Genomic DNA, 23260 nt, shown 5'->3' with positions numbered 1-23260 from the left:
ATCGACCGAATCACGTTCTGTCAGAATGCCGCCCATGGACTTCGAACTCAGCCCGAAGGCACGCGACTACCGGGACCGCCTCCAGGAGTTCATGGACGCGCACGTGTACCCGGCCGAGCCCGTCTACGCCGCCTGGCGGGCGGAGAACGACCCGCACGCGCTGCCGCCGGTCGTCGAGGAGCTGAAGGCCGAGGCGCGCCGGCGCGGCCTGTGGAACCTGTTCCTGCCGGACGTGTCCGGGCTGTCGAACCTGGAGTACGCGACGCTCGCCGAGCTGACCGGGCGCTCGCCGGACCTCGCCCCGGAGGCGGTCAACTGCGCGGCGCCCGACACGGGGAACATGGAAGTCCTGCACATGTTCGGGACGGACGAGCAGAAGGAGCGCTGGCTCAGGCCGCTGCTGGACGGGGAGATCCGCAGCGCGTTCGCGATGACCGAGCCGGAGGTCGCCTCCTCCGACGCCACCAACATCACCACCTCGATCGTCCGGGACGGCGACGAGTACGTGGTCAACGGCCGCAAGTGGTTCATCACCGGCGCCGCCGACGAGCGCTGCAAGATCTTCATCGTGATGGGCAAGACCGATCCGGACGGGCCGGCGCACCGGCGGCAGTCGCAGGTGCTCGTGCCGCGCGACACCCCGGGCGTGACGGTCGTCCGGCACCTGCCCGTGTTCGGCTACCAGGACCAGCACGGCCACTCGGAGATCCTCTTCGAGGACGTCCGGGTGCCGGCGTCCAACATCCTCGCGGCCGAGGGCGACGGATTCATGATCGCGCAGGCCCGGCTCGGGCCCGGCCGCATCCACCACTGCATGCGGGCGCTCGGCATGGCGGAGCGGGCGCTGGAGCTCATGTGCCGCCGCGCCCTCTCCCGCGAGGCGTTCGGCGGGCCGCTGGCCAGGCAGGGCGTCGTCCGGGAGCAGATCGCCGAGTCGCGGATGGCGATCGAGCAGGCCCGGCTGCTGACCCTCAAGACCGCCTGGCTGATCGACAGGCACGGCGCCAAGGGCGCCCGGACGGAGATCGCCGCGATCAAGGTGGTCGTGCCCCGCATCACGCACGAGGTGCTCGACCGGGCGATCCAGGTGCACGGCGCCGCCGGCGTCTCCGACGACACCCCGCTGGCCTCGATGTACTCCTGGGTCCGCGCCATGCGCATCTTCGACGGCCCCGACGAGGTCCACGTCCGCACCGTGGCCCGCCAGGAACTACGCCGCTACGAGCCCTGACCCAGCAGCCCCCACCTCCTTCAGGCAGATCTCAGGCGTTGAAGGGCTTCTCTGACGCCTCCGTCTGTTTCCTCCAGGACCATCGTGGCGCGGGACGCGGGGACCTCGCCGAGCAGGGAGACCAGCGCGACGCGGGTGTTGCCGCCCGCTTCGGACAGCGCGTTCTCGCAGGTGCGGGCGTCCATCCCGGTCGCCTCGGTGAGGATGCGCACCAGCCGGGCCCGCAGCTTGGCGTTCAGCGCGTTCACGCTGACCATCAGGTTGGAGTAGGTGCGCCCCATCCTGATCATCAGGGTGGTGGAGAAGGAGTTGAGCACCAGCTTGGTCGCGGTGCCCGCCTTCATCCGGGTGGACCCGCTGATCACCTCGGGTCCGGTGGCGAGCCCGATGTGCACCTCCACCTCGGCCCCGTACGGCGTGTGCGGGTTGCAGCTGATCAGCGCGGTGCGCGCCCCGACCGCGGCGGCGGCGCGCAGCGCCCCCACCACGTACGGGGTGCGGCCGCTCGCCGCGATGCCGATCGCGACGTCGCCCGGCGCGACGTCGCGGGCGTCCCGGCGGCCGAGCTCGACGTCGTCCTCCACGTCGGAGACGGCCTGCGACAGCGCGCCGGGGCCGCCGGCGTGGTGCGCCACGACCCGGCCCCAGATGCCGAACGTCGGGGGGAGTTCGGCGGCGTCGAGCACCGCGAGCCGGCCGGACGTGCCGGCGCCGAAGTAGTGCACGCGGCCGCCCGCGCGCAGCGACTCCACGGCGAGGTCGACCAGCCGGGCGACCTCGGGCAGGACGGAGGCGACGACCCTCGGCACGGTCGCGTCCTCAGAGTTGATCAGGCGTAGCACCTCCATGGTCGGCAGCGTGTCGACGTCGAGGGTCCGGGGGTTCCGTCCCTCCGTGGGGAGCTCGCAATCGATCACCGACGCCTCCGGTCGGGTCGCACGGTCCGTCCGCGGACCGCCTCGTACGTGGCTTCGAGGGCCTTGCGGGTAGACCCGTAGGTGCGCTGCGCAACTCCGACGAAGAGACAGTCCACCACCGTGAGCTGCGCCAGCCGGCTGGCGGTGGCGCCCGAGCGGAACGTCGTCTCCCGCGCGGCGGTCGTCAGGATCAGGTCCGCGACCTCCGCGATGGGGGATTTCGGGAAGTTGGTGAGCGCGACGGTCTTGGCGCCCCTGGTCTTGGCGACCTCCAGCGCGTCGATGGTCTCCACGGTGGCGCCTGTGTGCGAGATGCCGATCGCCACGTCGCCGGCGTTCAGCACGGCGGCGCTGGTCAGCATGATGTGGGCGTCCGCCCAGGCGGAGCAGACCCGGCCGATGCGGTGCAGTTTCTGCTGGAAGTCGGCCGCGACGAACGCGCTCGCGCCGACGCCGTAGACGTCGACCCGGTCGGCGGCGACGACCGCGTCCACGACCTGCTCCAGCATCTTGATGTCGAGCTGGGCGGCGGTCTCCTCGACGGCCCGCGCGTCGGCGAAGGTGACCTTCTCCACGATCTGCTCTAGCGAGTCGTCGGGGCTGATGTCGCTGCCGATGACCCGGCCGCCGGTGGCGCTCTGGGCCCGTCCCGCCTCGGTGGCGAGGGTCAGCCGCAGCTCTGGGTAACCATGGAACCCGATCGCCCTGCAGAACCTGATGACGGTCGTCTCGGAGGTGCCGCAGTTCTGGGCGAGCTCGGTGATGGTCGAGTTGGCGACCCCTTCGGGGTCGTCGATGACGCGTTGAGCGACTCTTCGCTCGGCGGGGGGCAGCGAGGGAAGCAGCGAACGGACCCGCACCACGGTGCTCAGCGGCGTGGCGTCCTTGTCCTTGCCCGCCGCGTCGTCCCGTGGCGCAGCGGGCTCCCCCGTGATCCCCCGCTCGGGGCCCCGACCGGGGCCGATGGGTTTCCTCATGGAGGAAATTTTCTTACGCGCAGGATGTCACGTCAACGTTAGGAAAGGCTACGGTCGCCATGTGTTGACCCATTTGGCCGGTCCTTACGTGGTCGGTATCGACGCGGGTGGCACGAAGACCCGCTGCGTCGTGCTGACGCTCGGGGGAGCCCTGGCCGGTTCCGGCACCGGCCCAGGGGCCAACCCCAACTCAGGAGGCGACACCGCGGGGGCGCTGACCACCGCCCTGCGGGAGGCGCTCGGAGACCTCGACCGTACCCACATCCTCACCGGCGTGTTCGGCATCGCCGGCGCCGGCTCGGCCGGCCGGCCCGCCGCCGTCGCGGCGGCCCGGCGGGCCTGGCAGTCCGTCGGGCTGCGCGGCTCGCCCGCGGTGGTGACCGACATCGCGGTGGCGTTCGCCGCCGGAACCAGCGAGCCCAAGGGCATCGTGGTGTTCTCCGGCACGGGCGCCGGCGCGGCGGTCATCAACGACGGCGCGATCGTGCAGCGCGCGGACGGCTACGGCTGGCTCGTCGGGGACGAGGGTTCGGCGGTGTGGCTCGGGAAGGAGGCCGTCCGGGCCGCGCTCGCCGCCTACGACGGCCGCGGCTCCCCGACGCTGCTCACCGACTCGGTCCCCCGGGCGCTGCTCGGCGCCACCGTGGTCGCGGAGATCGACTCGGAACGGCGAAGACCCCGCCACCCAAGGGCGCTGGCCATGGCCGGCGCCCCTTCGCCGTCACCGGGCTCCGTGGTGCCGCAGGCCGCGGCGCTCTCCGCCGGAGGAGGCTCCTCCGGCGGGCGCGCCTCGGGCACCGCCGTCCTGTCGCCCGAGTCCGCCTATCCGCCGTCCGCCCGCTATACCGCCCCGGGAGGCGGGGCGCCCTGCCATCCGGAGACGCCCGGGACCCCGCCCAATCCCCGGCTCGCCCAAGCGATCATCAAGGAGGTCTACGGCCGCCCGCCGGCGGCGCTGGGCCGGCTCGGCCCGGTGGTGGCCGCCGCCGCGGCCGCCGGCGATCCCGTGGCCAGGCGCATCACCGACGAGGCCGCGCAGTGGCTGCTGGCCGACGTCGACGCGGTGCGCCCGGCCCTGTCCGATCCCCGCGCACCGGTCGTCATGCACGGCTCGGTGCTCCGTGAAGGCCCCGTCGCCGAGGCCGTCCGCTCCGGACTGCGCGCCCGCTTCGCCGAGCCGCCGCGCAGCGCCGGCGACGGGGCCGTCGGCGCGGCCGGGATGGCGCTGCGCCGCCTCGGCCACCCGCTGCCCGGCTGAGCCGTCCCCGCCGCCGCGGCGGAGGGCCCGCCCGCCTCCGGCCCGGCCGTCCCGATCCGGCCCGGCCGCCAGGTTCGTCGCGATGGACCCCGCTGAAGATCCGCAAACACCTGCGATCCAGGGGTCCATCGTGATTAAGCTGTTACCACGGTGGTGACAGAGCCGTGGGAGCGGTCCCGATGGGGCCGTGTCCCGCGGGACCACCGGCCACAGACGTGGCTCTACAGATTCGGCTGCAACAACTCAGCAGCGTCGTCCGCGCGGGATGCTCCACGACCCGCATGCGCCCCCTGCCTGGGCGCATGCCCACGCATGCCCGCCCCTGTGCTCCCTGGCCCGGACGACGGCCGACTCCGTACTCCACGTCGAACGAGGTCCCATGCACTCCCTGCCCAGGGCGCGCCGTCTCCGGCCCGCCCTCACCCGCCTGCCCCGCGCCGTCCGCACCCGGCTGCGGCCGGGCCGCACGCTGATCGTGATGATCATCACAACGGTGGTCCTGGCCGCCGCCACCGTCGTCGTCGCCTACATCCGGACGCCGGTGCCGACGCAGCCGCAGGACGGCGTCACCGACGAGGGCTCCGCGGTCTACTACGCCGACGGCCGCACGCCGCTGTTCCGCCTCGGCGCCAACCGGGAGAACGTCCGGCACGACCAGATCCCCGACCGGCTGCGCTGGGCGGTGCTCTCCGCCGAGGACCGCGGCTTCTACGGCGGCCACGGCGTCTCCCCCACTGGGACGTTCCGCGCCCTGTGGAACAACGCGTCCGGCGGCGACACGCAGGGCGGCTCGACCATCACCCAGCAGCTCGCCCGCAACTACTTCAAGGGGCTCAGCCGCGACCGGACGATGCACCGCAAGGTCAAGGAGATCTTCATCGCGATGAAGCTCGACCGGAACCGCGGCAAGGACGAGATCCTCGACCTCTACCTCAACACGATCTACTTCGGCCGGCAGACGTCCGGGGTGCAGGCGGCGGCCCGCGCCTACTTCGACAAGGACGTCTGGCAGCTCGACACCGCCGAGTGCGCCCTGCTCGGCGCGATGATCCAGCGGCCGGCGTACTTCCGGACGCAGGGCGACGGCCCCGCGGCCCGCGCGCTGCGCGCCCGCTGGAAGTACGTCCTGGACGGGATGGTCTCGATGGGCAGGCTCAGCCGGGCCGAGGCCGACCGGCAGCGCTTCCCGCGGACGCAGGACGAGTGGACCGGCGTCGGCCTGTCCGGCCAGGACCTCCTCGTCCGGCACCGGGTCGAGGAGGAGCTCGCGAGCGTCGGCATCCCGATGGACAGCGTCGTCAACGGCCGCCTGAAGATCTACACCGGGCTCGACCAGCGCTGGATGCGGCACGCCGAGCAGGCCATGCGCGCGGCGGACGAGCCGCGGTGGCCCGGGACCGTGCACGCCGGCCTCGTCGCCGTCGACTCCCGGACCGGCGCGGTCAGGGCGCTCTACGGCGGCGACCCGAAGCGCAGCCAGATCGACTCGGTGTTCGCGCCGGTCGCGCAGGCGGGCTCCACGTTCAAGCCGTACGTGCTGGCCGCCGCGCTGCGCAAGGGGCTCAGCGTCCGGACGAGGGTGAGCGGCCGCTCCCCGCAGAAGTTCGCGCCGAACGGCGACGTCACGCCGATGACCGCGCCGGGCTACAAGGTCGAGAACGACGAGGAGATCGGCTCGCTCGGCGCGATGGACCTGGTCAAGGCGACGGCCCTGTCGGTCAACACCGGATACGTGAAGGCCGCGCTGAAGACGGGCATCCCGGACGTCCTGGAGACCGCGCGGCTGCTCGGGGTGCCCTCCTCGGCGCTCGCACCGTTCAAGGGGCAGGCCGGGGTCGCGCTCGGCACCCCCGACGTCGCGGCCGTCACCCAGGCCGCCGGGTACGCGGCGTTCGCCAACGGCGGGACGGCCGTCGTGCCCCACCTCGTCACCAGGGTCGTCGACGCGCACGGCCGGCGGGTCCCGCTGCCCTGGGACCGGCCGGGGCGCCGGGTGCTGGACTCCGAGCAGGCGGCGCAGGCCACCTACGCGCTGCGGGCCACCGTCAGGAGCGGGACGGGTACGCGCGCGGCGCTGCCGGATCGTGAGGCCGCCGGGAAGACGGGCACCACCGAGCACAACCGCGCCGCCTGGTTCGTCGGCTTCGTCCCCCAGGTCTCGACGGCCGTGGTGATCGGCAACGCCAAGGCCGCCCCGCTGCGGGATCTGCCCGGCTTCGCCGGGACGGTCGCCGGGGAGAACCTGCCGGCGACGATCTGGCGGTCCTTCATGGACAAGGCCGCCCGCGACCTGCCGGCCCTGCCGTTCCCCGAGCCCGCGTTCTCCGGCGTGGCCGCGAACTGGGTCGACGCCGACCCGGCGAAGCAGAACCGGTCCGGGCCGAACCCCGGTGACCCGAAGCCCGGCGGGCGGGACGGCGGCTCCCCTTCCACCACGCCCTCCCCCGCTCTGCCGCCGGAGATCGCCCGCCGCAAGGCCGCCAAGGCGAAGGCCGGCGCGACCCCCGCCCCGTCCACCACCTCGCGTTGAACGAGGGAGAGTCCACGCTGAACGAGGAGACCGGTTTCTGAGCCGGGAGAGCCGCACCTGACCCGGGGCGCCGCCGCCGAACCGGGAGAGATCGAGTCGACAGCGGCCCCCGGGGGCGGCTACGGTCGCGGGCGTCCGATGCGACCGAGTGACCGAGACCATCCCGGGGGGCCTGGCCGGGTGCGTGCCTCACGATCCCTCGCGCTCGCGGCGGCGGTCCTGCTGGCAGGCGGGGCCGCGGGCTGCGGCGGCGGCGAGGGCGGGAAGGGCGGGCGGACGCCGTCCGCCCGCTCCGCCGCGCCCGGTTCCCCGGCCTCGCCGAGCGCGGCGGCGGACGCGTGGATCCCCGGCCGGGTGGCGAAGATGAGCGTGCCGGAGAAGGTCGGGCAGCTGTTCGTGCCGACCTTCTCCAGCCGCGCCGACGCGCTCGCGAAGATCAGGAAGTACCGCGTCGGCGGGCTGATCTACTTCCCCGGCAACATCGGCAGTCCGGCAAGGACGGCGGCGCAGTCCAACGCGCTGCAGAAGGCCTCGGAGATCCCGCTGCTGCTCGGCGTGGACGAGGAGCAGGGCATCGTGTCGCGGACGCCGTTCGTCACGACGTTCCCCGGCAACATGGCGCTCGGCGCGACCCGCAGCCCGGCCGACGCGCGCGCCGCCGCGCAGGTCACCGGCGCCGAGCTGCGCGCGGTCGGCATCAACCTCGACTACGCGCCGGACGCCGACGTCAACGTGAACCCGCGCAACCCCGTGATCGGGCTGCGCTCGTTCGGGTCCGACCCCGCCCTGGCGTCCACGCTGGTGCAGGGCGCGATCGGCGGCTTCCAGGCGGCCGGGGTCGCGGCCGCGGCCAAGCACTTCCCCGGCCACGGCGACACCGCCACCGACAGCCACACCGGCCTGCCCGTGATCCGGCACTCGCCCCGGACGTGGGAGAAGCTGGACGCGCCCCCGTTCAAGGCGGCGGTCGCGGCGGGGGTCGACCTCATCATGACCGCGCACATCGTCGTCCCGAAGCTCGACGGGTCGGGCGACCCGTCCACGCTCTCCAAGACGGTCCTGACGGGGCTGCTGCGCGAGAAGCTGGGCTACCAGGGCGTCATCACCACCGACTCGCTGGAGATGGCCGGGGTCCGCGAGAAGTACGGCGACGCCGCCGTCCCGGTGAGGGCGATCAACGCGGGCGCCGACCAGCTGCTGATGCCCCCGGACCTGCCGCGCGCCTACGACGCGGTGGTGAAGGCCGTCCGGACCGGGAAGATCACGCAGCGGCGGCTGGACGAGTCGGTGACGCGGATCCTCCGGCTCAAGCAGCGGCGCGGCCTGTTCCAGGGGACGGCCGCCGATCCCGCCAAGGCCGCGGCGGCCGTCGGCACGCCCGCGCACAAGGCGACCGCGCGGCGGGTCGCCGAGCACTCGGTCACCCTCGTCCGCAACGACGGCGGCCTGCTCCCGCTCAAGGGCAGGAAGGTCGCGGTGTCCGGGCCGGACAGCGGCCGGCTGCTGGCGGCGCTGCGCCGCCAGGGGGTCGCGACGGCGGCGCCCGGTTCGGCCGACGTCACGGTGCTGACCACCGTGAACGCGGGGGCGGCGACCGCGTCCCGGATCCGGGCGCTGGGGTCCAAGCCGGTGGTCGTCGCCGCGCTCGGCCGCCCCTACGACCTCGACTCGGCGGGCGGCGCGAAGGCGGCGCTCGCCACCTACTCCTCCAGCCGGGTGTCGGTGGACGCCCTGGCCAAGGTGCTGAGCGGGGCGGTGAAGCCCACCGGCAGGCTGCCGGTGCCCGCGGGCGGAAAACCCGCCGGGCACGGGCTGGGGTACCGGTAGGCGGCTCCCGGCAGGCGGTTGCCGGTAGCGCTCCGCCCGATGGACGCGAAGGCCGGTCGGCTGGGAGGATCGGGCCGCCTTCGCGCCCCCAGGAGGTCTTCGTGCGCGCCCGCCGGTTCGTCGCCGCCCTGACACTGCTCCCGCTGCTGGCGGGGTGCGGGGGCGGGAACGAGGTCACGATGCCGCCGCTCACCCCCGAGCCCGGCGACTCCCGTCCCGCCCCCGACGCGTCCACCTCCGCCGCACCGCAGCGACGCACCCTCCCGGCACGGATGGCGCTCTACAAGTACCTGCGCGGGGTCGCGGTGGGGAACGTCAAAGCGTGCGCGTACCTGGCGCCCGCCTACGAGCGGCGCGTGTTCGGCGGGCCCGGCCGCTGCCGTCCGGGGCTCGGCAGGGCCCGCGCGAAGCTGCGCCCGCAGGACCTCGCGGCGCTGCGCGGCGTGACCGTCCCGGCCTGCCAGGTGGGGCCGGGCGGCGCGGACTGCACCGTCCGGTTCGAGGACCTGCGGTGGAAGGGCGCGCCCGCCCGCCCCGGCGGCCTGCTCGCCGCGAGCTTCGTCCTGCGCAGGAACGGCGCGCGCTGGCAGGTCGCGGGCTGACCCCGGGTCAGAGCCCGAGGTCCGCCAGCCCCGGCAGGTGGGCGCGGGCGGCCTCCCTGGCCTGCTCGGCGGTCCGGGCGGCGCGGGCCGCCTCCGCCGCCGCGCGGCACTGCTCCAGGGTGTGCCGCACCAGCGCGGCCCGCACCAGCGGAAGGGACGGCGCGCTCATCGACAGCGACGTCACGCCGAGCCCCACCAGCACGCAGGCGAGCGCGGGATCGCCCGCCGCCTCCCCGCACACCCCGCACGGGACGCCCGCGCCGGCCGCGGGGGCGACCAGGTCGAGGACGGCGGGCTGCCACGGGTCCTGGAGGTGCGCGAGGCCGCCGACCTGGCGGTCCGCCGCGCACGCGTACTGGGTGAGGTCGTTGGTGCCGATGCTGAAGAACTCCACCTCGGACGCCAGGTCGCGGGCGCGCAGCGCGGCGGCCGGCACCTCGATCATGACGCCGGGATGCGCGACGCCGGCCTCCCGGCAGGCGGCGGCGAAGCCGGCGGCCTCGTCGGCGTCCGTCACCATCGGCGCCATGACCTGCAGCTTGGCGCTGAGACCGGCGGCGGCGCGGGTCAGCGCGGCGAGCTGGGAGGCCAGCACGCCGGGGTGCCGGCGCATCATCCGCAGGCCGCGCTCGCCGAGCGCCGGGTTCGGCTCGTCGCCGGGTGCGGGCAGGAACGCCAGCGGCTTGTCGGCCCCGGCGTCGAGCGTCCGGACGACCACGCGGCCCTCCGGGAACGCCTCCAGCACCTTCCGGTACGCCTCCTCCTGCTCCTCGTCGGACGGCGGCGCCGCCCGGTCGAGGAACAGGAACTCCGTCCGGTACAGGCCGACGCCCTCGGCGCCGTTCGCCAGCGCGGCCTCCACGTCCTTCGGACCGCCGATGTTCGCCAGCAGCGGGACGCGATGCCCGTCGCCGGTGGCGCCGGGACCGGTGGACTCCTGGAGCGCGGTCGCGCGGGCGGCGGCAGCGGCCCGCGCCGTGGCGACCTCGGCCTCGGACGGGTCGGGCCGCACCGTCCCCGCCGCGCCGTCGACCAGGACACGGGTCCCTTCGGAGAGCGCGGTCGCGCCGGGGAGCGCGACCACCGCGGGGACGCCCATCGTCCGGGCCAGGATCGCGGTGTGGCTGGTCGGGCCGCCCTCCTCCGTCACGAACGCGACGACCTGCGCCGGGTCGAGGACGGCCGTGTCGGCGGGGGCGAGGTCGCGGGCGACGAGCACGAACGGCTCGCCGGACTCCGGGACGCCCGGCACCGGGAGGCCGAGCAGCCGCGCGATCGCGCGGTCGCGGATGTCGTCGAGGTCGGTGACCCGCGCGGCCATGTACTCGCCGGCCCCGGCGAGCATCTCCCGGTAGACGCCGAACGCCTCGAACACGGCGCGCGCCGCCGCCGTCCCCTCGACGATCTTGGCGCGGACGCCGTCGGCGAGGCCGGGGTCGCGGGCCATCAGCGCCTGCGCGTTCAGCACGTCGCGCCCGTCGGTGTTGCCGGCCGCGGCGGCGCGCTCCCCGCGCTCCTCCAGGTCGGCGGCGACGGCCTCCAGCGCGGCCAGTGCGGAGTCGCGCTCGGCGTCGGCATCGCCGCCGTGCCGCGACCCGGCGGGCGGCTCCGGGACGGCCCCGGCGATCGTGCGCACCGGCCCGACCCCGACGCCGGGGCTGACGCCCGCGCCCTGCATCACCTGGCCCACGTCACGCCCCCTCGGGCTCCGGGGTGGACAGCAGCTTCTCCAGGTCGTCGAGCAGCTCGTCGGCCCCCTCGCCCTCGGCGGACAGGACGACCTCCTCGCCGTGCCGCGCGTCGAGCCCGAGCACGGCGAGGATGCTCTTGGCGTTCACCGGGGCGCCGCCGCGCTTGGCCACCGTCACGTCCATCGGGGCCTTGGCCGCCGTCTGGACGAACAGCGCGGCCGGCCGCGCGTGCAGCCCCACCCTGGACTCGATCTTGACGTTGCGCTCGGTCACCGCACACACTCCCAATCAGCTCGTTACCGTCCGGAGCACCCGCAGCGCGGGGCCCGGCACGACGTCCACTTCCATGAAATCGGCCACCACGTGGTCGGCCTTGGCCAGCGCGCCCACCGACTGGGTGGTGATGACGCCGACGCACGTCATCCCGGCCGCCTTGACGGCCGCCACGCCGGCCGGGGCGTCCTCGAACCCGATCGCCTCCTCCGGCGGGACGTCCAGGTCGCGCGCGGCGGCCAGGTACCCCTCCGGATGCGGCTTGCCCGTGACCACGTCCCCCGCCGTCACGACGAGGTCGAGCAGGGAGCGGACGCCCAGCTCGTCCAGCAGCCGCTCGGCGTAGGGCCGCTGCCCCGAGGTCACGACCGCCAGCGGCACGCCCGCGTCCGCCAGCGACCGGACGAGGTCGACCGCGCCGGGGACGGGGGCGACGTCCGGCATCCCCGGCAGCGACTCGTAGGAGATCGCCTGCTCGAAGAGCTCCTCGACGGTCCGGCCGGGGAACAGGTGCGCGAGGTCGGCCAGCACCTCGTGCCCGCGCCGCCCCGCGAACGAGCCGATCAGGGTCTCGTCGTAGGGGACGCGGTGCGCGTCGAACAGCCGCGACCACATCACGCGGTTGCGCGGCTCGGTGTCGATGAGCGTGCCGTCGAGGTCGAAGACGGCCGCGCCGAGACCGATCACCGCCATGTGCTCAGCTCCATGTGCCCAGCTCCATGTGCCCAGCTCCATGTGCCCAGCTCCATGTGCTCCGGTCCCCGTGCTCAGGTCCATGTGAAGAGTTCGGCCCCCTCCGTCACCTCGCCGGACTCGCGCACGTCCGACAGGGCGTCGGCGCCCGCGTCCAGGGCGACGACCGCGCAGATCGGCGAGCGGCCGCCCGCCTCGATCACGGCCGGGTCCCAGCCGACGACCGGCTGCCCGGCCGTGACCTCGTCGCCCTCGGCGGCCAGGAGCGCGAACCCCTGCCCCTTCAGCTTGACGGTGTCGATGCCGAGGTGGACGAGGACGCCGTGGCCCTCGGCGTCCACCACGACGTACGCGTGCGGATGCAGCTTGACGATCTTCCCGGTGACGGGCGCGATGGCGTGGCCGGGGCCGCGCACGGGGTCGACGGCCGTGCCCGGGCCGACCATGGCCTGGGCGAACACCGGGTCCGGGACGCCGGCGAGGCCGACGACCCGGCCGGCGACCGGGGACAGTACTCGGGTCATCAGAGGGGTTCCCTTGGTCGGTCGAGGAGGTCCTGTCAGTCGAGGATGTCCTCGATGTCGCTGGCGATGGTGTCGGCCTCCGGGCCCACGACGACCTGCACGACGGTGCCGCTGCGCATGACGCCGTACGCGCCCGCCTTCTTCAGCGCCGCCTCGTCGACCTTTCCGGCGTCGGAGACCTCGGTGCGCAGCCGGGTCGCGCACGGCTCGATCTCCACGATGTTGTCGGCCCCGCCCAGGGCGGCGACGATGGCCTCGGCCTTGTCCATGTTCTTACTCTCTTCTCGGTCTTCTCGGGGTGGGGGTCGCGGACTTCAGTCCGTCTGGGTCACCTTGTTGAGCCCGCGCGGGACGTCGGGGTCGATCCCCAGCCGGCGGGCCAGGTTCTCGACCATGATCTGGCCGGGGACGATGAGGCCCAGCGGCGCCACCCACTCGGGAAGGCCGGGGCCGGGCAGCGCGGCCGTGCACGCCCGCGCCAGCTCCGCGCCGCCGCCGACGCCGAACGCCTGGGCCCCGGCGCCGCGCACCCGCCGGGCCAGCGCGACGGTGCCGGGCAGCGTCGGGCCGGAGTCGGCGGCGACCAGCAGCGCCGGGGTCTGCGCGTCCACGACCGCGATCGGGCCGTGCAGCAGGTCGGCGTACGACAGGCCCATGGCGTGCAGGTAGCACGCCTCCTTGATCTTCAGCGCCAGCTCCAGTGCGGTGCCGAACGCGATGCCGCGCCCGGACACCACCGTACCCGGGACCTTCGCCAGCTCCTCGACGATCTCCGGGAGGGCGGGCGACGCCTCGGTCAGCTCCACCATCCGGGCGACCTCGTCGGGGACGCGGCGCAGGTCGTCCTCGGCGACGTCCGCGCCGAGCCCGAGGCCCAGCACCGACAGCGCGGCGAGCTGCGTCGTGTAGGTCTTGGTGGCCGGGACGGCGATCTCGGCGCCCGCCTGCGTGACCAGCGCGACCTCGGCGGCCTCGGCGAGCGGCGACCCGGCGCCGTTGGTGACCGCGACCGTCCGGGCGCCGCAGTCGCGCGCCCAGTCGAGGGTCTCGACGATCTCCTCGGTCTTGCCGGACTGGCTGATCGCCACGGCCAGCACGCCGGACAGGTCCAGCCGGCGCCGGTAGGCGGTCGCGATGGACGGCGCGGCCAGCGTGGCCAGCCGCCCGGCGTGCGACTCCGCCAGGTAGCGCCCGTACACCGCGGCGTTGTCGGACGACCCGCGCGCGATGAACAGCACCTGCCGGGTCTCCCGCGCCAGCGCCGCGATGTCCGGCGTGCGCGGGAGGAGCGCGTCGATCGTCCGGCGCAGCGCGTCCGGCTGCTCACCGATCTCGGCGCGCATCTGGGTTGTCATGATCCCCCTCCGAAGACTTCCTGCCCGTTGACCCACGTCGCATGCGCCCGGTGGTCCGGCCCCAGCCAGACCAGGTCGGCCGCCGCGCCGGGGGCGATCCGGCCGAGGTCCGGCCGGCCGACGAGGTCGGCCGGGATCCGGGTCGCGGCGTCCACCGCGGCGGCGGCGCCGACCCCGAGCGCGATCGCGTTGCCGACCGCCTCGTCCAGCCGGAGGCCGGATCCGGCGATGGTGCCGTCGGCGCGCAGCGGCGGGCCCTGCTCGGGCATGGTGATGGGCTCGCCGCCGAGGTCGTAGGCGCCGGGCGGCATCCCGGCGGCCGAGGCCGCGTCGGTGACGAGCACGACCCGTCCCGCCGCGGCCCGGAAGACCAGCGTCGCCACCTCGGGGCCGACGTGGTGCAGGTCGAGGATGAGGCCGGGGCTCAGGCGCTCGTCGATGAGGGCCTGCACGGCCACGCCCGGGTCGCGGTGGTGGACGCCGGTCTGCGCGTTGAAGATGTGGGTGACCTTGCGGGCGCCGGCGTCGGCCGCGGCGGCGACCTGCGCGGCGGTCGCGTCGCTGTGCCCGACGCTGACCAGCACGCCGGCCGCGGTCAGGGTGCGGATCGCCTCCAGCGCTCCGTTCCGCTCGGGCGCGAGCGTGACCAGCTTGACGAGGCCCGTCTCCAGCAGGGTCTCGATGTCGCCGGGCAGGGGGTCGGTGAGGTGCGCGGCGTTGTGCGCGCCCTTGCGCTTCTCCGACAGGAACGGGCCTTCGAGGTGGACGCCGAGCACGCGCGTCCCGGCGGGCAGGCCCGGCAGCAGATCGCGGGTGCGGCGGAGCGCCTCGGCCTGCGTCCGCACCGGAGCCGTGATGAAGGTGGGGAGGAACGCGGTCACACCGGTCTCGGGGAGGCGGGACACCACGGTGTGCCAGGCGGCCTCGTCCGCGTCCACCATGTCGTGGCCGAAGTACCCGTTCACCTGGAGGTCGACGAGCCCGGGCGCGAGGAGGCCGTCGGGCAGGTGGACGTCCGGCGCGCCCTGCGGACGCCCCTCGCCGGCCTCCGCGATCACACCGTCCGCCACGCGGACGTATCCCGGGGACACGACGCGGTGCGGACCGCCCGCCGGGGTGAGGATCATGCGGTCGGCCGTGATCAGCAGTGATGCCATGGGGGCGCGCTCTCTGTGACGCGATGATCGCGGATGGTTTCCTGCGGATTCCAACTGGTCTAGTCCGGACTAGACCAGTACGCACCATACTCCACGAATCGGAGCGAGATGAAGATGCGGAACGCAACTTCGTCCGACCCCTGAGCCGGCACCCGGCAGACACCGCGAGGCCCACGCGCCGGCACGTGACGGAGGGCGTCCGAGACGAGCCCGCCCCCGAGTCGAACCGGAGGTGCCGTCCGACGTCCGGGCCTGACCTGCGACTTCGCCGATCTTGACGTCGTCGCGGCGTGATCTGGCCGTTACGAATTCGTGCATTGACATGCGTTTCGATGCTGTGGTCTAGTCCGGCCTAGACCAGTACGAACCAAATCGAATACCGTCGAAGCAGCACCGTCACAGCCCCGATCCCGCCAACCCCACCGTCGAGACCCGGCGCATCCCATCGATCCGGCCACCGGCCATCGAGGACACCCCCGTGACCACCATCGACCCGCACAGCCCGGTACCGAAGTACTTCCAGCTCCGCGCGATCCTGCTCGACCTCATCGAGAGCGCGGAACTGCCCGTCGACGCCCCGATCCCCTCGGAGCGCGAGCTGTGCGTCCGGTACCAGCTGTCCCGCATGACCGTCCGGCAGGGCGTCGACCAGCTCGTGTCCGAGGGGCGGCTCTACCGCGTCCCCGGCAAGGGCACCTTCGTCGCCCGGCCCAAGATCGAGATGCCGCTCCGGCTGGTCTCGTTCACCGAGGACATGCTGGCCCGCGGACTGCGGCCCGGCGCCGTCGACCTGGACCGGCGCACGGTCCCCGCCGACGCGCGGCTGGCCAGGATCTTCGACGTCGAGCCGGGCACCGAGATCCACGTCATCGAGCGGCTGCGCACCGCCGACGGCGAGCCGATGGCACTCGAACGCGCGCACATCCTGGCCTCGCTCGCACCCGACCTGCTCGACCGCAGGCTCGCCGACCGCTCGCTGTACGGCGTCCTCGAAGCGGTCTACGGGCTCGTCTTCGACGCGGGCGACCAGACCATCGACGCCAGCCTGGCCGATGCGGCCGACGCCAGGCACCTGCAGATCGCCCGGGGCAGTGCCGTGCTGCTCCTGCAACGGCGCTCCTACACCGGAGGAGTGTGCGCCGAGTTGGGCGTGTCGACCTACAGAGCGGACCGCTACCAGATCCACACGGCCCTCGGAAATCCCCCGCCGCACTCCTAATCCCCTGAGGAGGAACTCGCGATGACCGCGACAACAGTGGACTCCGCGCCGCGCCGAGGGTCGAGCGCCCTCGCGGTGCTGCAGCGGATCGGCCGCAGCCTGATGCTGCCGATCGCCGTGCTGCCCGCCGCCGCGCTGCTGCTCCGGTTCGGCCAGCCCGACATGCTCGGCGAGGACGGCCTCGGCTGGACCCGCGTCGCCGAGGTCGTCGGCGGCGCCGGCCAGGCCCTGTTCAGCTACCTGCCGCTGCTGTTCGCGGTCGGTGTGGCGATCGGGTTCGCCCGCAAGTCCGACGGCTCCACCGCCCTCGCCGCCGTGGTCGGGTACCTGGTGTTCGACCAGGTCTCCAAGATCATGTTCTCGCACAGCGACGAGCTCAAGGGCAACGTGCTGATCACCAAGATGGTGGACGGCGCGCCCAAGGAGGTCATCGACTTCGGGGCCAAGAACCCCACCGACGTCCTCGGCGGCATCCTCATCGGCGTCGTCGCCGCGCTGCTCTACCAGCGCTTCTACCGGGTGAAGCTGCCCACCTACCTGGCGTTCTTCGGCGGGCGCCGGTTCGTCCCGATCATCACGGCGGTGGCCGCCCTCGCGCTCGGCGTCGTGATCGGCTTCATCTGGCCCGTGTTCGGCAGCTGGCTGACCGACTTCGGCAACTGGATCACCGGCGCGGGCGCGGCCGGCGCCGGCATCTACGGCGTCATCAACCGCCTGCTGCTGCCGTTCGGCCTGCACCACATCCCGAACTCGCTCGTCTGGTTCGTGTTCGGCTCCTACAACGGCCCCGACGGCACCGTCCACGGCGAGATCAACCGCTACCTCGCCGGCGACCCGCACGCGGGCGGCTTCCTCGCCGGGTTCTTCCCCGTGCTGATGTTCGGCCTGCCCGGCGCGGCCCTCGCCATCTGGCGCGCCGCTCCCCCGCACCGCCGTCCCGCGGTCGGCGGCATCATGATCTCCGCCGCGCTCACCGCGTTCGTCACCGGCGTCACCGAGCCGATCGAGTTCGCGTTCATGTTCGTCGCGCCCGTCCTGTACGGCGTGCACGTCGTCCTCACCGGCATCTCGATGGCGGTCCTGGAGGCGGCCGGCGCCCAGCTCGGCTTCGGCTTCTCCGCGGGCGGCATCGACCTGCTGCTGAACGCCTCGAAGGACAACACCAAGGGACTGTGGCTCATCCTCGGCATGGGCGTCCTGTACTTCTTCCTGTACTACTTCATCTTCAAGTTCCTGATCACGAAGTTCAACATCGCGACCCCGGGCCGCGAACCCGACGACGAGGAGTCGACCGCCGTCGACGCGGCGGCCGACCCCGAGCTCGGCGGCGGCAAGAAGAAGAAGCGCAAGGGCACCGCGGAACCGCAGGAGTCCCCGGCGACCTGAGCCCCGAGCCGGGGCGGCGCGCACCCGCCGCCCCGGCTCCTCCCGAGTCCCGGGTCCTCGCACCCCGGGACTCGCTCCCGAAGGCGGCGGGACGCACCTCGCGTCCCGCCGCCTTCCGCATTCGGTTCACAGGGCGTGTTACGGAAACGGCCGTATGCGGTCAGGACGTATTTTCCACAGGCTTCGTGACTCCTGTTTCAAAAAGCGATTCAGGAGGTTCCATGGTTCGTCCGCCCAGAACCGCCGCGGTGCGGTTCCTTCGGTACCGTCCGGCGCCCGGCGTTCAGGGGGCGCTGGCGCTGCGCCCGGCGGCGGGTGCCGCGCCGCGCGGGCCCGGACTGCGGCTCGTCCGGCCGGCGGACGGGGTGGACGCGGAGGTCCAGGCCGTCGCCGAGGCCGCCGTGCGGCTCGCCGTGGAGGTCCTGGCGGGGGCACGGCCGGCGCAGCAGCTGGCCCTCGTGGCCGTCCCGGCGGTCTGCCGGGAGCTCGCCGCGCGGCGCGGCCCCGTGTCCCGCGGCGGGCGGGTCGTCCCGCCGAAGGTGCTGTCGACGCGGGCGCAGCGGCCGTCGCCCGCCGTCGCGGAGGCGGTCGCCGTGGTGGTCGTGGCCGGACGCGTCCACGCGCTGGCCCTGCGGCTGGAGCACGCGCGGGGGCGGTGGCGCTGCACGGCGCTGGAGACGACGGCCCCCTGACATGCGGAAGCGGCCTCCCGAAACCTCGGGAGGCCGCTTCCCGCGTCCTGCTCGTGCTCTCCGGCGCCCTACTTGCCCTTGTTGCGCGGGTCGCCGTGGCAGCGCTTGAACTTCTTGCCCGAGCCGCAGGGGCACGGGTCGTTGCGGTTCACGCCCGCGTACTCGTCGGCGGTCTCCTCGCTGTGGTGCTCGACGCCGCCCTCACCGTCGACGGTCGGGGCCGAGTACTCCAGCTTCTTCGGGCGCTTCGGCTCGTCGAGGCCCTTCGCCTTGATGGCGACGGCCTCCTCGGCCTCCTCGGGCTCCGCCTCGTCGGCCTTCTCCATGTCCACCGCGGTGGCGGACTTGGCGACCGACACCGGCGCGGCGCCCACGACCGGGGCCTCCGGCTGCTCCTCGACCTCGACCTCGAGGTTGAACAGGTAGCCGACCGACTCCTCCTTGATGCCGTCGAGCATCGCGTTGAACATGTCGTAGCCCTCGCGCTGGTACTCCACCAGCGGGTCGCGCTGCGCCATGGCCCGCAGGCCGATGCCCTCCTGGAGGTAGTCCATCTCGTAGAGGTGCTCGCGCCACTTGCGGTCCAGCACCGACAGCACGACGCGGCGCTCCAGCTCGCGCATGACCTCCGAGCCGAGCTCCTCCTCGCGCTTGTCGTAGGCCGCGCGGGCGTCCTCGCGGATCTTGTCGGCGAGGGTCTCGGCGTCCAGGGAGGAGATGTCGCCGCCGATGTCCTCGACCAGCTCGTCCACCGTGATCGAGATCGGGTAGAGCTGCTTGAAGGCCTTCCACAGCTTGTCGAGGTCCCACTCCTCGGCGAAGCCCTCGCCGGTGGCGCCCGCGACGTAGCCGGCCACGACCTCGTCGATCATCCGGCGGACCTGCTCGTGCAGGTCCTCGCCCTCCAGCACCTTGCGGCGCTCGGCGTAGATGACCTTGCGCTGGCGGTTCAGCACCTCGTCGTACTTCAAGACGTTCTTGCGCATCTCGAAGTTCTGCTGCTCGACCTGGCTCTGCGCCGACTTGATCGCGTTGGTGACGATCTTGGACTCGATCGGCACGTCGTCCGGGATGTTCAGCCGGGTCATGATCGCCTCGACGCGGGCCGAGTTGAACAGCCGCATCAGGTCGTCCTCCAGCGACAGGTAGAACCGGGACTCGCCCGGGTCGCCCTGGCGGCCGGAGCGGCCGCGCAGCTGGTTGTCGATGCGCCGCGACTCGTGCCGCTCCGTCGCGAGGACGTACAGGCCGCCGACGTCGACGACCTCCTCGTGCTCGCCCTTGACGTCCTCCTTGGCCTTCTCCAGCGCCTCGGGCCAGGCCGCCTCGTACTCCTCGGGCGTCTCCAGCGGCGAGAGGCCGCGCTGGTGCAGCTCCAGGTCGGCGCGGAAGTCGGGGTTGCCGCCGAGCATGATGTCGGTGCCGCGGCCCGCCATGTTCGTCGCGACGGTGACGCCGCCCTTGCGGCCCGCCTCCGCGACGATCGCCGACTCCTGCTCGTGGTGCTTGGCGTTCAGCACCGCGTGCGGGATGCCGCGCCGCTTGAGCATCTTGCTCAGCCGCTCGGACTTCTCCACCGACGTCGTGCCGACCAGGACCGGCTGGCCCTTCTCGTGCCGCTCGGCGATGTCGTCGACCACGGCCTCGAACTTGGCCTGCTCGGTCTTGTAGACGACGTCGGCGACGTCCTTGCGGATCATCGGCTTGTTCGTCGGGATCGGCACCACGCCGATCTTGTAGGTCTTGTTGAACTCCGCCGCCTCGGTCTCGGCCGTGCCGGTCATGCCGGACAGCTTGTTGTAGAGGCGGAAGTAGTTCTGCAGGGTGATCGTGGCGAGCGTCTGGTTCTCGTCCTTGATCGCCACGCCCTCCTTGGCCTCGATGGCCTGGTGCATGCCCTCGTTGTAGCGGCGGCCGTGGAGGATGCGGCCGGTGAACTCGTCGACGATCAGGACCTCGCCGTTCATGACGACGTAGTCCTTGTCGCGCTTGTACAGCTCCTTGGCCTTCAGCGCGTTGTTGAGGAAGCTCACCAGCGGCGTGTTGACCGAGTCGTAGAGGTTGTCGATGCCGAGCCAGTCCTCGACCTTCTCGACGCCCGACTCGGTGACGCCGACCGTGCGCTTCTTCTCGTTGACCTCGTAGTCGCCCGGCCCGTACTCGTCGACCTGCCCGGCCGTGCTGATCAGCTCGGCGCGCTTCAGCCGCGGGACGATCTTGGCGAACTCCGAGTACCACTTGGAGTTCTGCTCGGCCGGGCCGGAGATGATCAGCGGGGTCCGGGCCTCGTCGATGAGGATCGAGTCGACCTCGTCGACGATCGCGAAGTTGTGGCCGCGCTGGACGCACTCCTCCAGGCTCCACGCCATGTTGTCGCGCAGGTAGTCGAACCCGAACTCGTTGTTCGTCCCGTAGGTGATGTCGGCGCTGTAGGCCGCCCGGCGCTCGTCCGGGGTCATCTGCGGGAGGATGACGCCGACCTCGAGGCCGAGGAACTGGTGGACGCGGCCCATCCACTCGGCGTCGCGCTTGGCCAGGTAGTCGTTCACCGTGACCACGTGGACGCCCTCGCCCGAGAGGGCGTTGAGGTAGGCGGGGAGCACGCAGGTCAGGGTCTTGCCCTCACCCGTCTTCATCTCGGCGATGTTGCCGAGGTGCAACGCCGCGCCGCCCATGACCTGGACGTCGTAGTGCCGCTGGCCGAGGACGCGCTTGGCGGCTTCGCGTGCGGTCGCGAACGCCTCGGGCAGCAGGTCGTCCAGGGACTCGCCGTCGGCGAGTCGCTCCCGGTACTTGTCGGTCAGCTCGCGCAACTCGGCGTCGCTCATCTCGAGGAAGTCCTCCTCGATCGAGTTGACCTGATCCGCGAGCTTCTTGAGCTTGCGCAGAGTTTTTCCCTCGCCCGCACGAAGGATCTTGTCGATGACTGGCGGCACTCTCGAAGGCTCCTTGCAGATCGTGGGTCACCGCTCCAGGCGGCGCGCACACCACACGTACGATGCCCATCGTAGGCGAGACCCAGAATGGTCTAGGTCACTCCGGAGCGCAATCCACAGCGCGCCCCGTTTGACTTTCGGGGCCTCGGAGAAGATGTCCCACACCTCAGGAGGGAGCCGCTATGTCTGAAGAGTCGCACGGTTCGCACGCCGGCCGGCCCAGTTCGTGGATCGCCGTCGCCGTCATCTTCGCCGGTTTCGTGGTCGGCGGCGTCGGGCTCTGCCTGGGCCCTCTGTGGGTCATGTTCTGGGCAGGGGGCGGCATCATCGTGCTCGGCCTGCTCGTCAGCTGGGCCGTCCACCTGTTCTCCGACGTCGTCGTGGACGCGCCCCGCGTCATCCCCGAGATCGTCGACTACTCATTGTTCGGATCCCAGTCGTCCAAGCGGCGCGGCGGCAAGGCCGGCGAGGTCCTCGACACCCCCGTGGCCACCGACACCCAGCAGGCCCCCCACGGCTGACCGGCCCCCGGCCCCTTCGACAGCCGCCCCCGGCCCCCGGCACGCCCTCGCCCACCGCGAGCGCCCCACCGGCCCCGGGGGCGGCTTCTTGAGCCTCCCGCCCTGCCGCCCCACCGCGTCCGAGCCGCCGGGGGTAAAACTCAGGCTGTCCGCCGTCCTCGGCGCGCCGCCGCCTGCGCCCTTCCTCCCGATCACCTCCGTGCCAGCCCTTGTGCGGGCCCTGTGGCGGCTGTGCGGAGGGGTGCGGGGCTAGGAGGGGGTGGCGGTCGCCAGGGCGGCGTTGAGGAGGGTGGGGGGCAGCGTGGTGCGCTCTATGCGGACGTCGTCGCAGCCGACCCACGCCGCGGCGCGCCACAGGGCGGTGGCGAGCGCCGCCGCCGAAGACTCCGTGCGGGCGGCGGTGCGGGTCGCCCACGGCTCCATGGACACCTGGCGGGCGATCAGCGTGCGGCCCTCCCTGGCGGGGTCGACGCGCCCGATGAGACGGCCGCCCGCGAGGAGCGGCATCGCGAAGTAGCCGTGGACGCGCTTGGCCTTCGGGACGTACGCCTCAAGGCGGTGGTCGAAGCCGAAAACGCGGGAGGCGCGGGCGCGGTCCCACACGAGGGAGTCGAACGGCGAGAGCAGCGCGGTGGCGTGCCTGCCCTTGGGCGGTGAGGCCAGCGCCTCGGGATCGGCCCAGGCGCGCTGGGGCCATCCCGCGACCTCGACCGGAACGAGCCCGGTCGCCTCCACCACCCGGTCGACCTGGTCCTGCTTGACCCGGTAGTAGTCGGCGAGGTCGGCGCGCGTCGCCACGCCCAGAGCCCGTCCCGCGCGGGCGACGAGGGCGGTCAGGCAGGCGTCGTCGTCCAGGTCCCGCGCCATGAGCTCGGCGGGGACCGCGCGCTCGGCGAGGTCGTACACGCGGCGCCAGCCGACCCGCTCGACGCAGACCACCTCGCCGATGTCCAGCAGCCACTCGATGCCGATCTTGTGGTCGCTCCAGTCCCACCACTCGGCGCTGGCCTTGGCGCCGCCGAGCTCCTTGGTGGTGAGGGGGCCGTCCGCGGCCAGCCGGGCGCGGATCTCGTCGCAGACGCCCTCGGGCACCTTGTGCCAGCGCCACCCCCGGCGCAGGTAGGCGCGGCGCCTGAAAGCGAACAGCGGCCAGTCGGCCATGGGCAGGATGGACGCGGCGTGGGCCCAGTACTCGAACGCCCCGGGCCCGCCAGAACGGCGCCCGCCGGTCGGCCGCTCCCAGTAGGCGGCCTCGATCCTGTTCCGCCCTACCGGGCCGAGGCGGGCGTAGGGCACCAGTTCGTGGGAGCGGGCCAGGACCGAGATCGTGTCGAGCTGGACGGCGCCGAGCCGCTCCAGCATCGCCGGAACGCCCCCCTTCGGGCGCGCCCCAAGGAAGCCCTGGGCGCGCAGCTGGAGCCGCCGTGCCTCGTCCGCGCTGAGTTCCACCACGCGGGCGATGCTACGGCAC

General features: G+C 73.2%; 19 protein-coding genes and 1 pseudogene. 9 read left to right on the top strand and 11 right to left on the bottom strand.

What is annotated here, in order from left to right:
- Positions 1-34: 34 nt before the first annotated feature.
- Positions 35-1231, top strand: a complete 1197-nt coding sequence (locus AB0C21_RS20105; protein WP_500205918.1) for an acyl-CoA dehydrogenase family protein — start codon at positions 35-37, stop codon at positions 1229-1231.
- 20 nt (positions 1232-1251) lie between these two features.
- Here AB0C21_RS20105 and AB0C21_RS20100 read toward each other — a convergent pair whose 3' ends face one another.
- Entirely contained in the window at positions 1252-2148 is an 897-nt protein-coding gene (locus AB0C21_RS20100) for an N-acetylmuramic acid 6-phosphate etherase (protein WP_149259193.1), read from the bottom strand.
- Positions 2145-3125: a MurR/RpiR family transcriptional regulator gene (locus tag AB0C21_RS20095; protein ID WP_235036767.1), complete on the bottom strand. Its 981-nt coding sequence runs from the start codon at positions 3123-3125 to the stop codon at positions 2145-2147. Before AB0C21_RS20095 ends, AB0C21_RS20100 begins: the two co-directional genes overlap by 4 nt.
- Positions 3126-3213: 88 nt before the next feature.
- Between AB0C21_RS20095 and AB0C21_RS20090 the strand changes: the two genes are divergently transcribed.
- From AB0C21_RS20090 to AB0C21_RS20075, 4 genes are all read left to right on the top strand, one after another.
- Complete coding sequence (locus tag AB0C21_RS20090) at positions 3214-4383, top strand: N-acetylglucosamine kinase (protein ID WP_500206183.1); 1170 nt, start codon at positions 3214-3216, stop codon at positions 4381-4383.
- A gap of 379 nt (positions 4384-4762) precedes the next feature.
- A complete protein-coding gene (locus tag AB0C21_RS20085; RefSeq protein WP_500205915.1) occupies positions 4763-6913 on the top strand; it encodes a transglycosylase domain-containing protein in 2151 nt (716 codons plus the stop codon).
- A 180-nt stretch (positions 6914-7093) separates the two neighbouring features.
- The gene (locus AB0C21_RS20080; protein WP_500205914.1) at positions 7094-8740 is read left to right on the top strand and encodes a glycoside hydrolase family 3 protein; all 1647 of its coding nucleotides are present in this window, start codon (positions 7094-7096) and stop codon (positions 8738-8740) included.
- Positions 8741-8841: 101 nt separating this feature from the next.
- A complete protein-coding gene (locus AB0C21_RS20075) occupies positions 8842-9342 on the top strand; it encodes a hypothetical protein (RefSeq protein WP_500205912.1) in 501 nt (166 codons plus the stop codon).
- A gap of 7 nt (positions 9343-9349) precedes the next feature.
- Here AB0C21_RS20075 and ptsP read toward each other — a convergent pair whose 3' ends face one another.
- From ptsP to nagA, 7 genes and pseudogenes are all read right to left on the bottom strand, one after another.
- Complete coding sequence (gene ptsP / locus AB0C21_RS20070) at positions 9350-11020, bottom strand: phosphoenolpyruvate--protein phosphotransferase (protein WP_500206182.1); 1671 nt, start codon at positions 11018-11020, stop codon at positions 9350-9352.
- Positions 11021-11033: 13 nt separating this feature from the next.
- Positions 11034-11306, bottom strand: a complete 273-nt coding sequence (locus AB0C21_RS20065) for an HPr family phosphocarrier protein (protein WP_149259188.1) — start codon at positions 11304-11306, stop codon at positions 11034-11036.
- A gap of 15 nt (positions 11307-11321) precedes the next feature.
- Positions 11322-11999 (bottom strand): HAD family hydrolase, encoded by a 678-nt coding sequence (locus AB0C21_RS20060; protein ID WP_149259187.1) that lies wholly within the window; start codon positions 11997-11999, stop codon positions 11322-11324.
- Between the two features lie 74 nt (positions 12000-12073).
- Complete coding sequence (locus AB0C21_RS20055; RefSeq protein WP_500205909.1) at positions 12074-12523, bottom strand: PTS sugar transporter subunit IIA; 450 nt, start codon at positions 12521-12523, stop codon at positions 12074-12076.
- A 35-nt stretch (positions 12524-12558) separates the two neighbouring features.
- Positions 12559-12798, bottom strand: a pseudogene (locus AB0C21_RS20050) (PTS sugar transporter subunit IIB); the annotation flags it as partial.
- 39 nt (positions 12799-12837) lie between these two features.
- The gene (locus AB0C21_RS20045) at positions 12838-13878 is read right to left on the bottom strand and encodes an SIS domain-containing protein (protein WP_500205908.1); all 1041 of its coding nucleotides are present in this window, start codon (positions 13876-13878) and stop codon (positions 12838-12840) included.
- A complete protein-coding gene (gene nagA / locus AB0C21_RS20040; protein WP_500205906.1) occupies positions 13875-15035 on the bottom strand; it encodes an N-acetylglucosamine-6-phosphate deacetylase in 1161 nt (386 codons plus the stop codon). Before nagA ends, AB0C21_RS20045 begins: the two co-directional genes overlap by 4 nt.
- Positions 15036-15513: 478 nt before the next feature.
- On the opposite strand from nagA, the gene AB0C21_RS20035 reads away from it, so the two are divergent.
- The 3 genes from AB0C21_RS20035 (at position 15514) to AB0C21_RS20025 (ending at position 18332) form a co-directional block, all read left to right on the top strand.
- On the top strand, positions 15514-16254 hold the full coding sequence (locus AB0C21_RS20035; RefSeq protein WP_353817187.1) for a GntR family transcriptional regulator: 741 nt from the start codon (positions 15514-15516) through the stop codon (positions 16252-16254).
- Between the two features lie 21 nt (positions 16255-16275).
- Positions 16276-17640 carry a PTS transporter subunit EIIC gene (locus AB0C21_RS20030; RefSeq protein WP_500205904.1) on the top strand — a complete coding sequence of 455 codons (1365 nt, stop codon included), beginning with the start codon at positions 16276-16278 and terminating at the stop codon, positions 17638-17640.
- A 221-nt stretch (positions 17641-17861) separates the two neighbouring features.
- Positions 17862-18332: an Rv3235 family protein gene (locus AB0C21_RS20025; protein ID WP_500205903.1), complete on the top strand. Its 471-nt coding sequence runs from the start codon at positions 17862-17864 to the stop codon at positions 18330-18332.
- Positions 18333-18400: 68 nt separating this feature from the next.
- On the opposite strand, the gene secA is transcribed toward AB0C21_RS20025, so the two are convergent.
- Complete coding sequence (secA, locus tag AB0C21_RS20020) at positions 18401-21268, bottom strand: preprotein translocase subunit SecA (RefSeq protein ID WP_500205901.1); 2868 nt, start codon at positions 21266-21268, stop codon at positions 18401-18403.
- A gap of 182 nt (positions 21269-21450) precedes the next feature.
- On the opposite strand from secA, the gene AB0C21_RS20015 reads away from it, so the two are divergent.
- Positions 21451-21789: an HGxxPAAW family protein gene (locus tag AB0C21_RS20015; protein ID WP_500205900.1), complete on the top strand. Its 339-nt coding sequence runs from the start codon at positions 21451-21453 to the stop codon at positions 21787-21789.
- A 249-nt stretch (positions 21790-22038) separates the two neighbouring features.
- Here AB0C21_RS20015 and AB0C21_RS20010 read toward each other — a convergent pair whose 3' ends face one another.
- On the bottom strand, positions 22039-23241 hold the full coding sequence (locus AB0C21_RS20010) for a winged helix-turn-helix domain-containing protein (protein WP_500205898.1): 1203 nt from the start codon (positions 23239-23241) through the stop codon (positions 22039-22041).
- Between the last annotated feature and the right edge of the window lie 19 nt (positions 23242-23260).

This window comes from Spirillospora sp. NPDC049024, assembly GCF_040649235.1.
In the GTDB taxonomy this organism is placed as follows: domain Bacteria; phylum Actinomycetota; class Actinomycetes; order Streptosporangiales; family Streptosporangiaceae; genus Spirillospora.
This window is presented reverse-complemented; position numbering and strand designations above follow the sequence as displayed.

Excerpts from the sequence above, each read along its gene's own strand:
- AB0C21_RS20105 (WP_500205918.1), top strand. The coding sequence starts at position 35 with ATGGACTTCGAACTCAGCCCGAAGGCACGCGACTACCGGGACCGCCTC.
- AB0C21_RS20095 (WP_235036767.1), bottom strand. The coding sequence starts at position 3,125 with ATGAGGAAACCCATCGGCCCCGGTCGGGGCCCCGAGCGGGGGATCACG.
- AB0C21_RS20085 (WP_500205915.1), top strand. The coding sequence starts at position 4,763 with ATGCACTCCCTGCCCAGGGCGCGCCGTCTCCGGCCCGCCCTCACCCGC.
- ptsP (WP_500206182.1), bottom strand. The coding sequence starts at position 11,020 with ATGCAGGGCGCGGGCGTCAGCCCCGGCGTCGGGGTCGGGCCGGTGCGC.
- AB0C21_RS20060 (WP_149259187.1), bottom strand. The coding sequence starts at position 11,999 with ATGGCGGTGATCGGTCTCGGCGCGGCCGTCTTCGACCTCGACGGCACG.
- AB0C21_RS20055 (WP_500205909.1), bottom strand. The coding sequence starts at position 12,523 with ATGACCCGAGTACTGTCCCCGGTCGCCGGCCGGGTCGTCGGCCTCGCC.
- AB0C21_RS20045 (WP_500205908.1), bottom strand. The coding sequence starts at position 13,878 with ATGACAACCCAGATGCGCGCCGAGATCGGTGAGCAGCCGGACGCGCTG.
- nagA (WP_500205906.1), bottom strand. The coding sequence starts at position 15,035 with ATGGCATCACTGCTGATCACGGCCGACCGCATGATCCTCACCCCGGCG.
- AB0C21_RS20030 (WP_500205904.1), top strand. The coding sequence starts at position 16,276 with ATGACCGCGACAACAGTGGACTCCGCGCCGCGCCGAGGGTCGAGCGCC.
- AB0C21_RS20025 (WP_500205903.1), top strand. The coding sequence starts at position 17,862 with ATGGTTCGTCCGCCCAGAACCGCCGCGGTGCGGTTCCTTCGGTACCGT.
- AB0C21_RS20015 (WP_500205900.1), top strand. The coding sequence starts at position 21,451 with ATGTCTGAAGAGTCGCACGGTTCGCACGCCGGCCGGCCCAGTTCGTGG.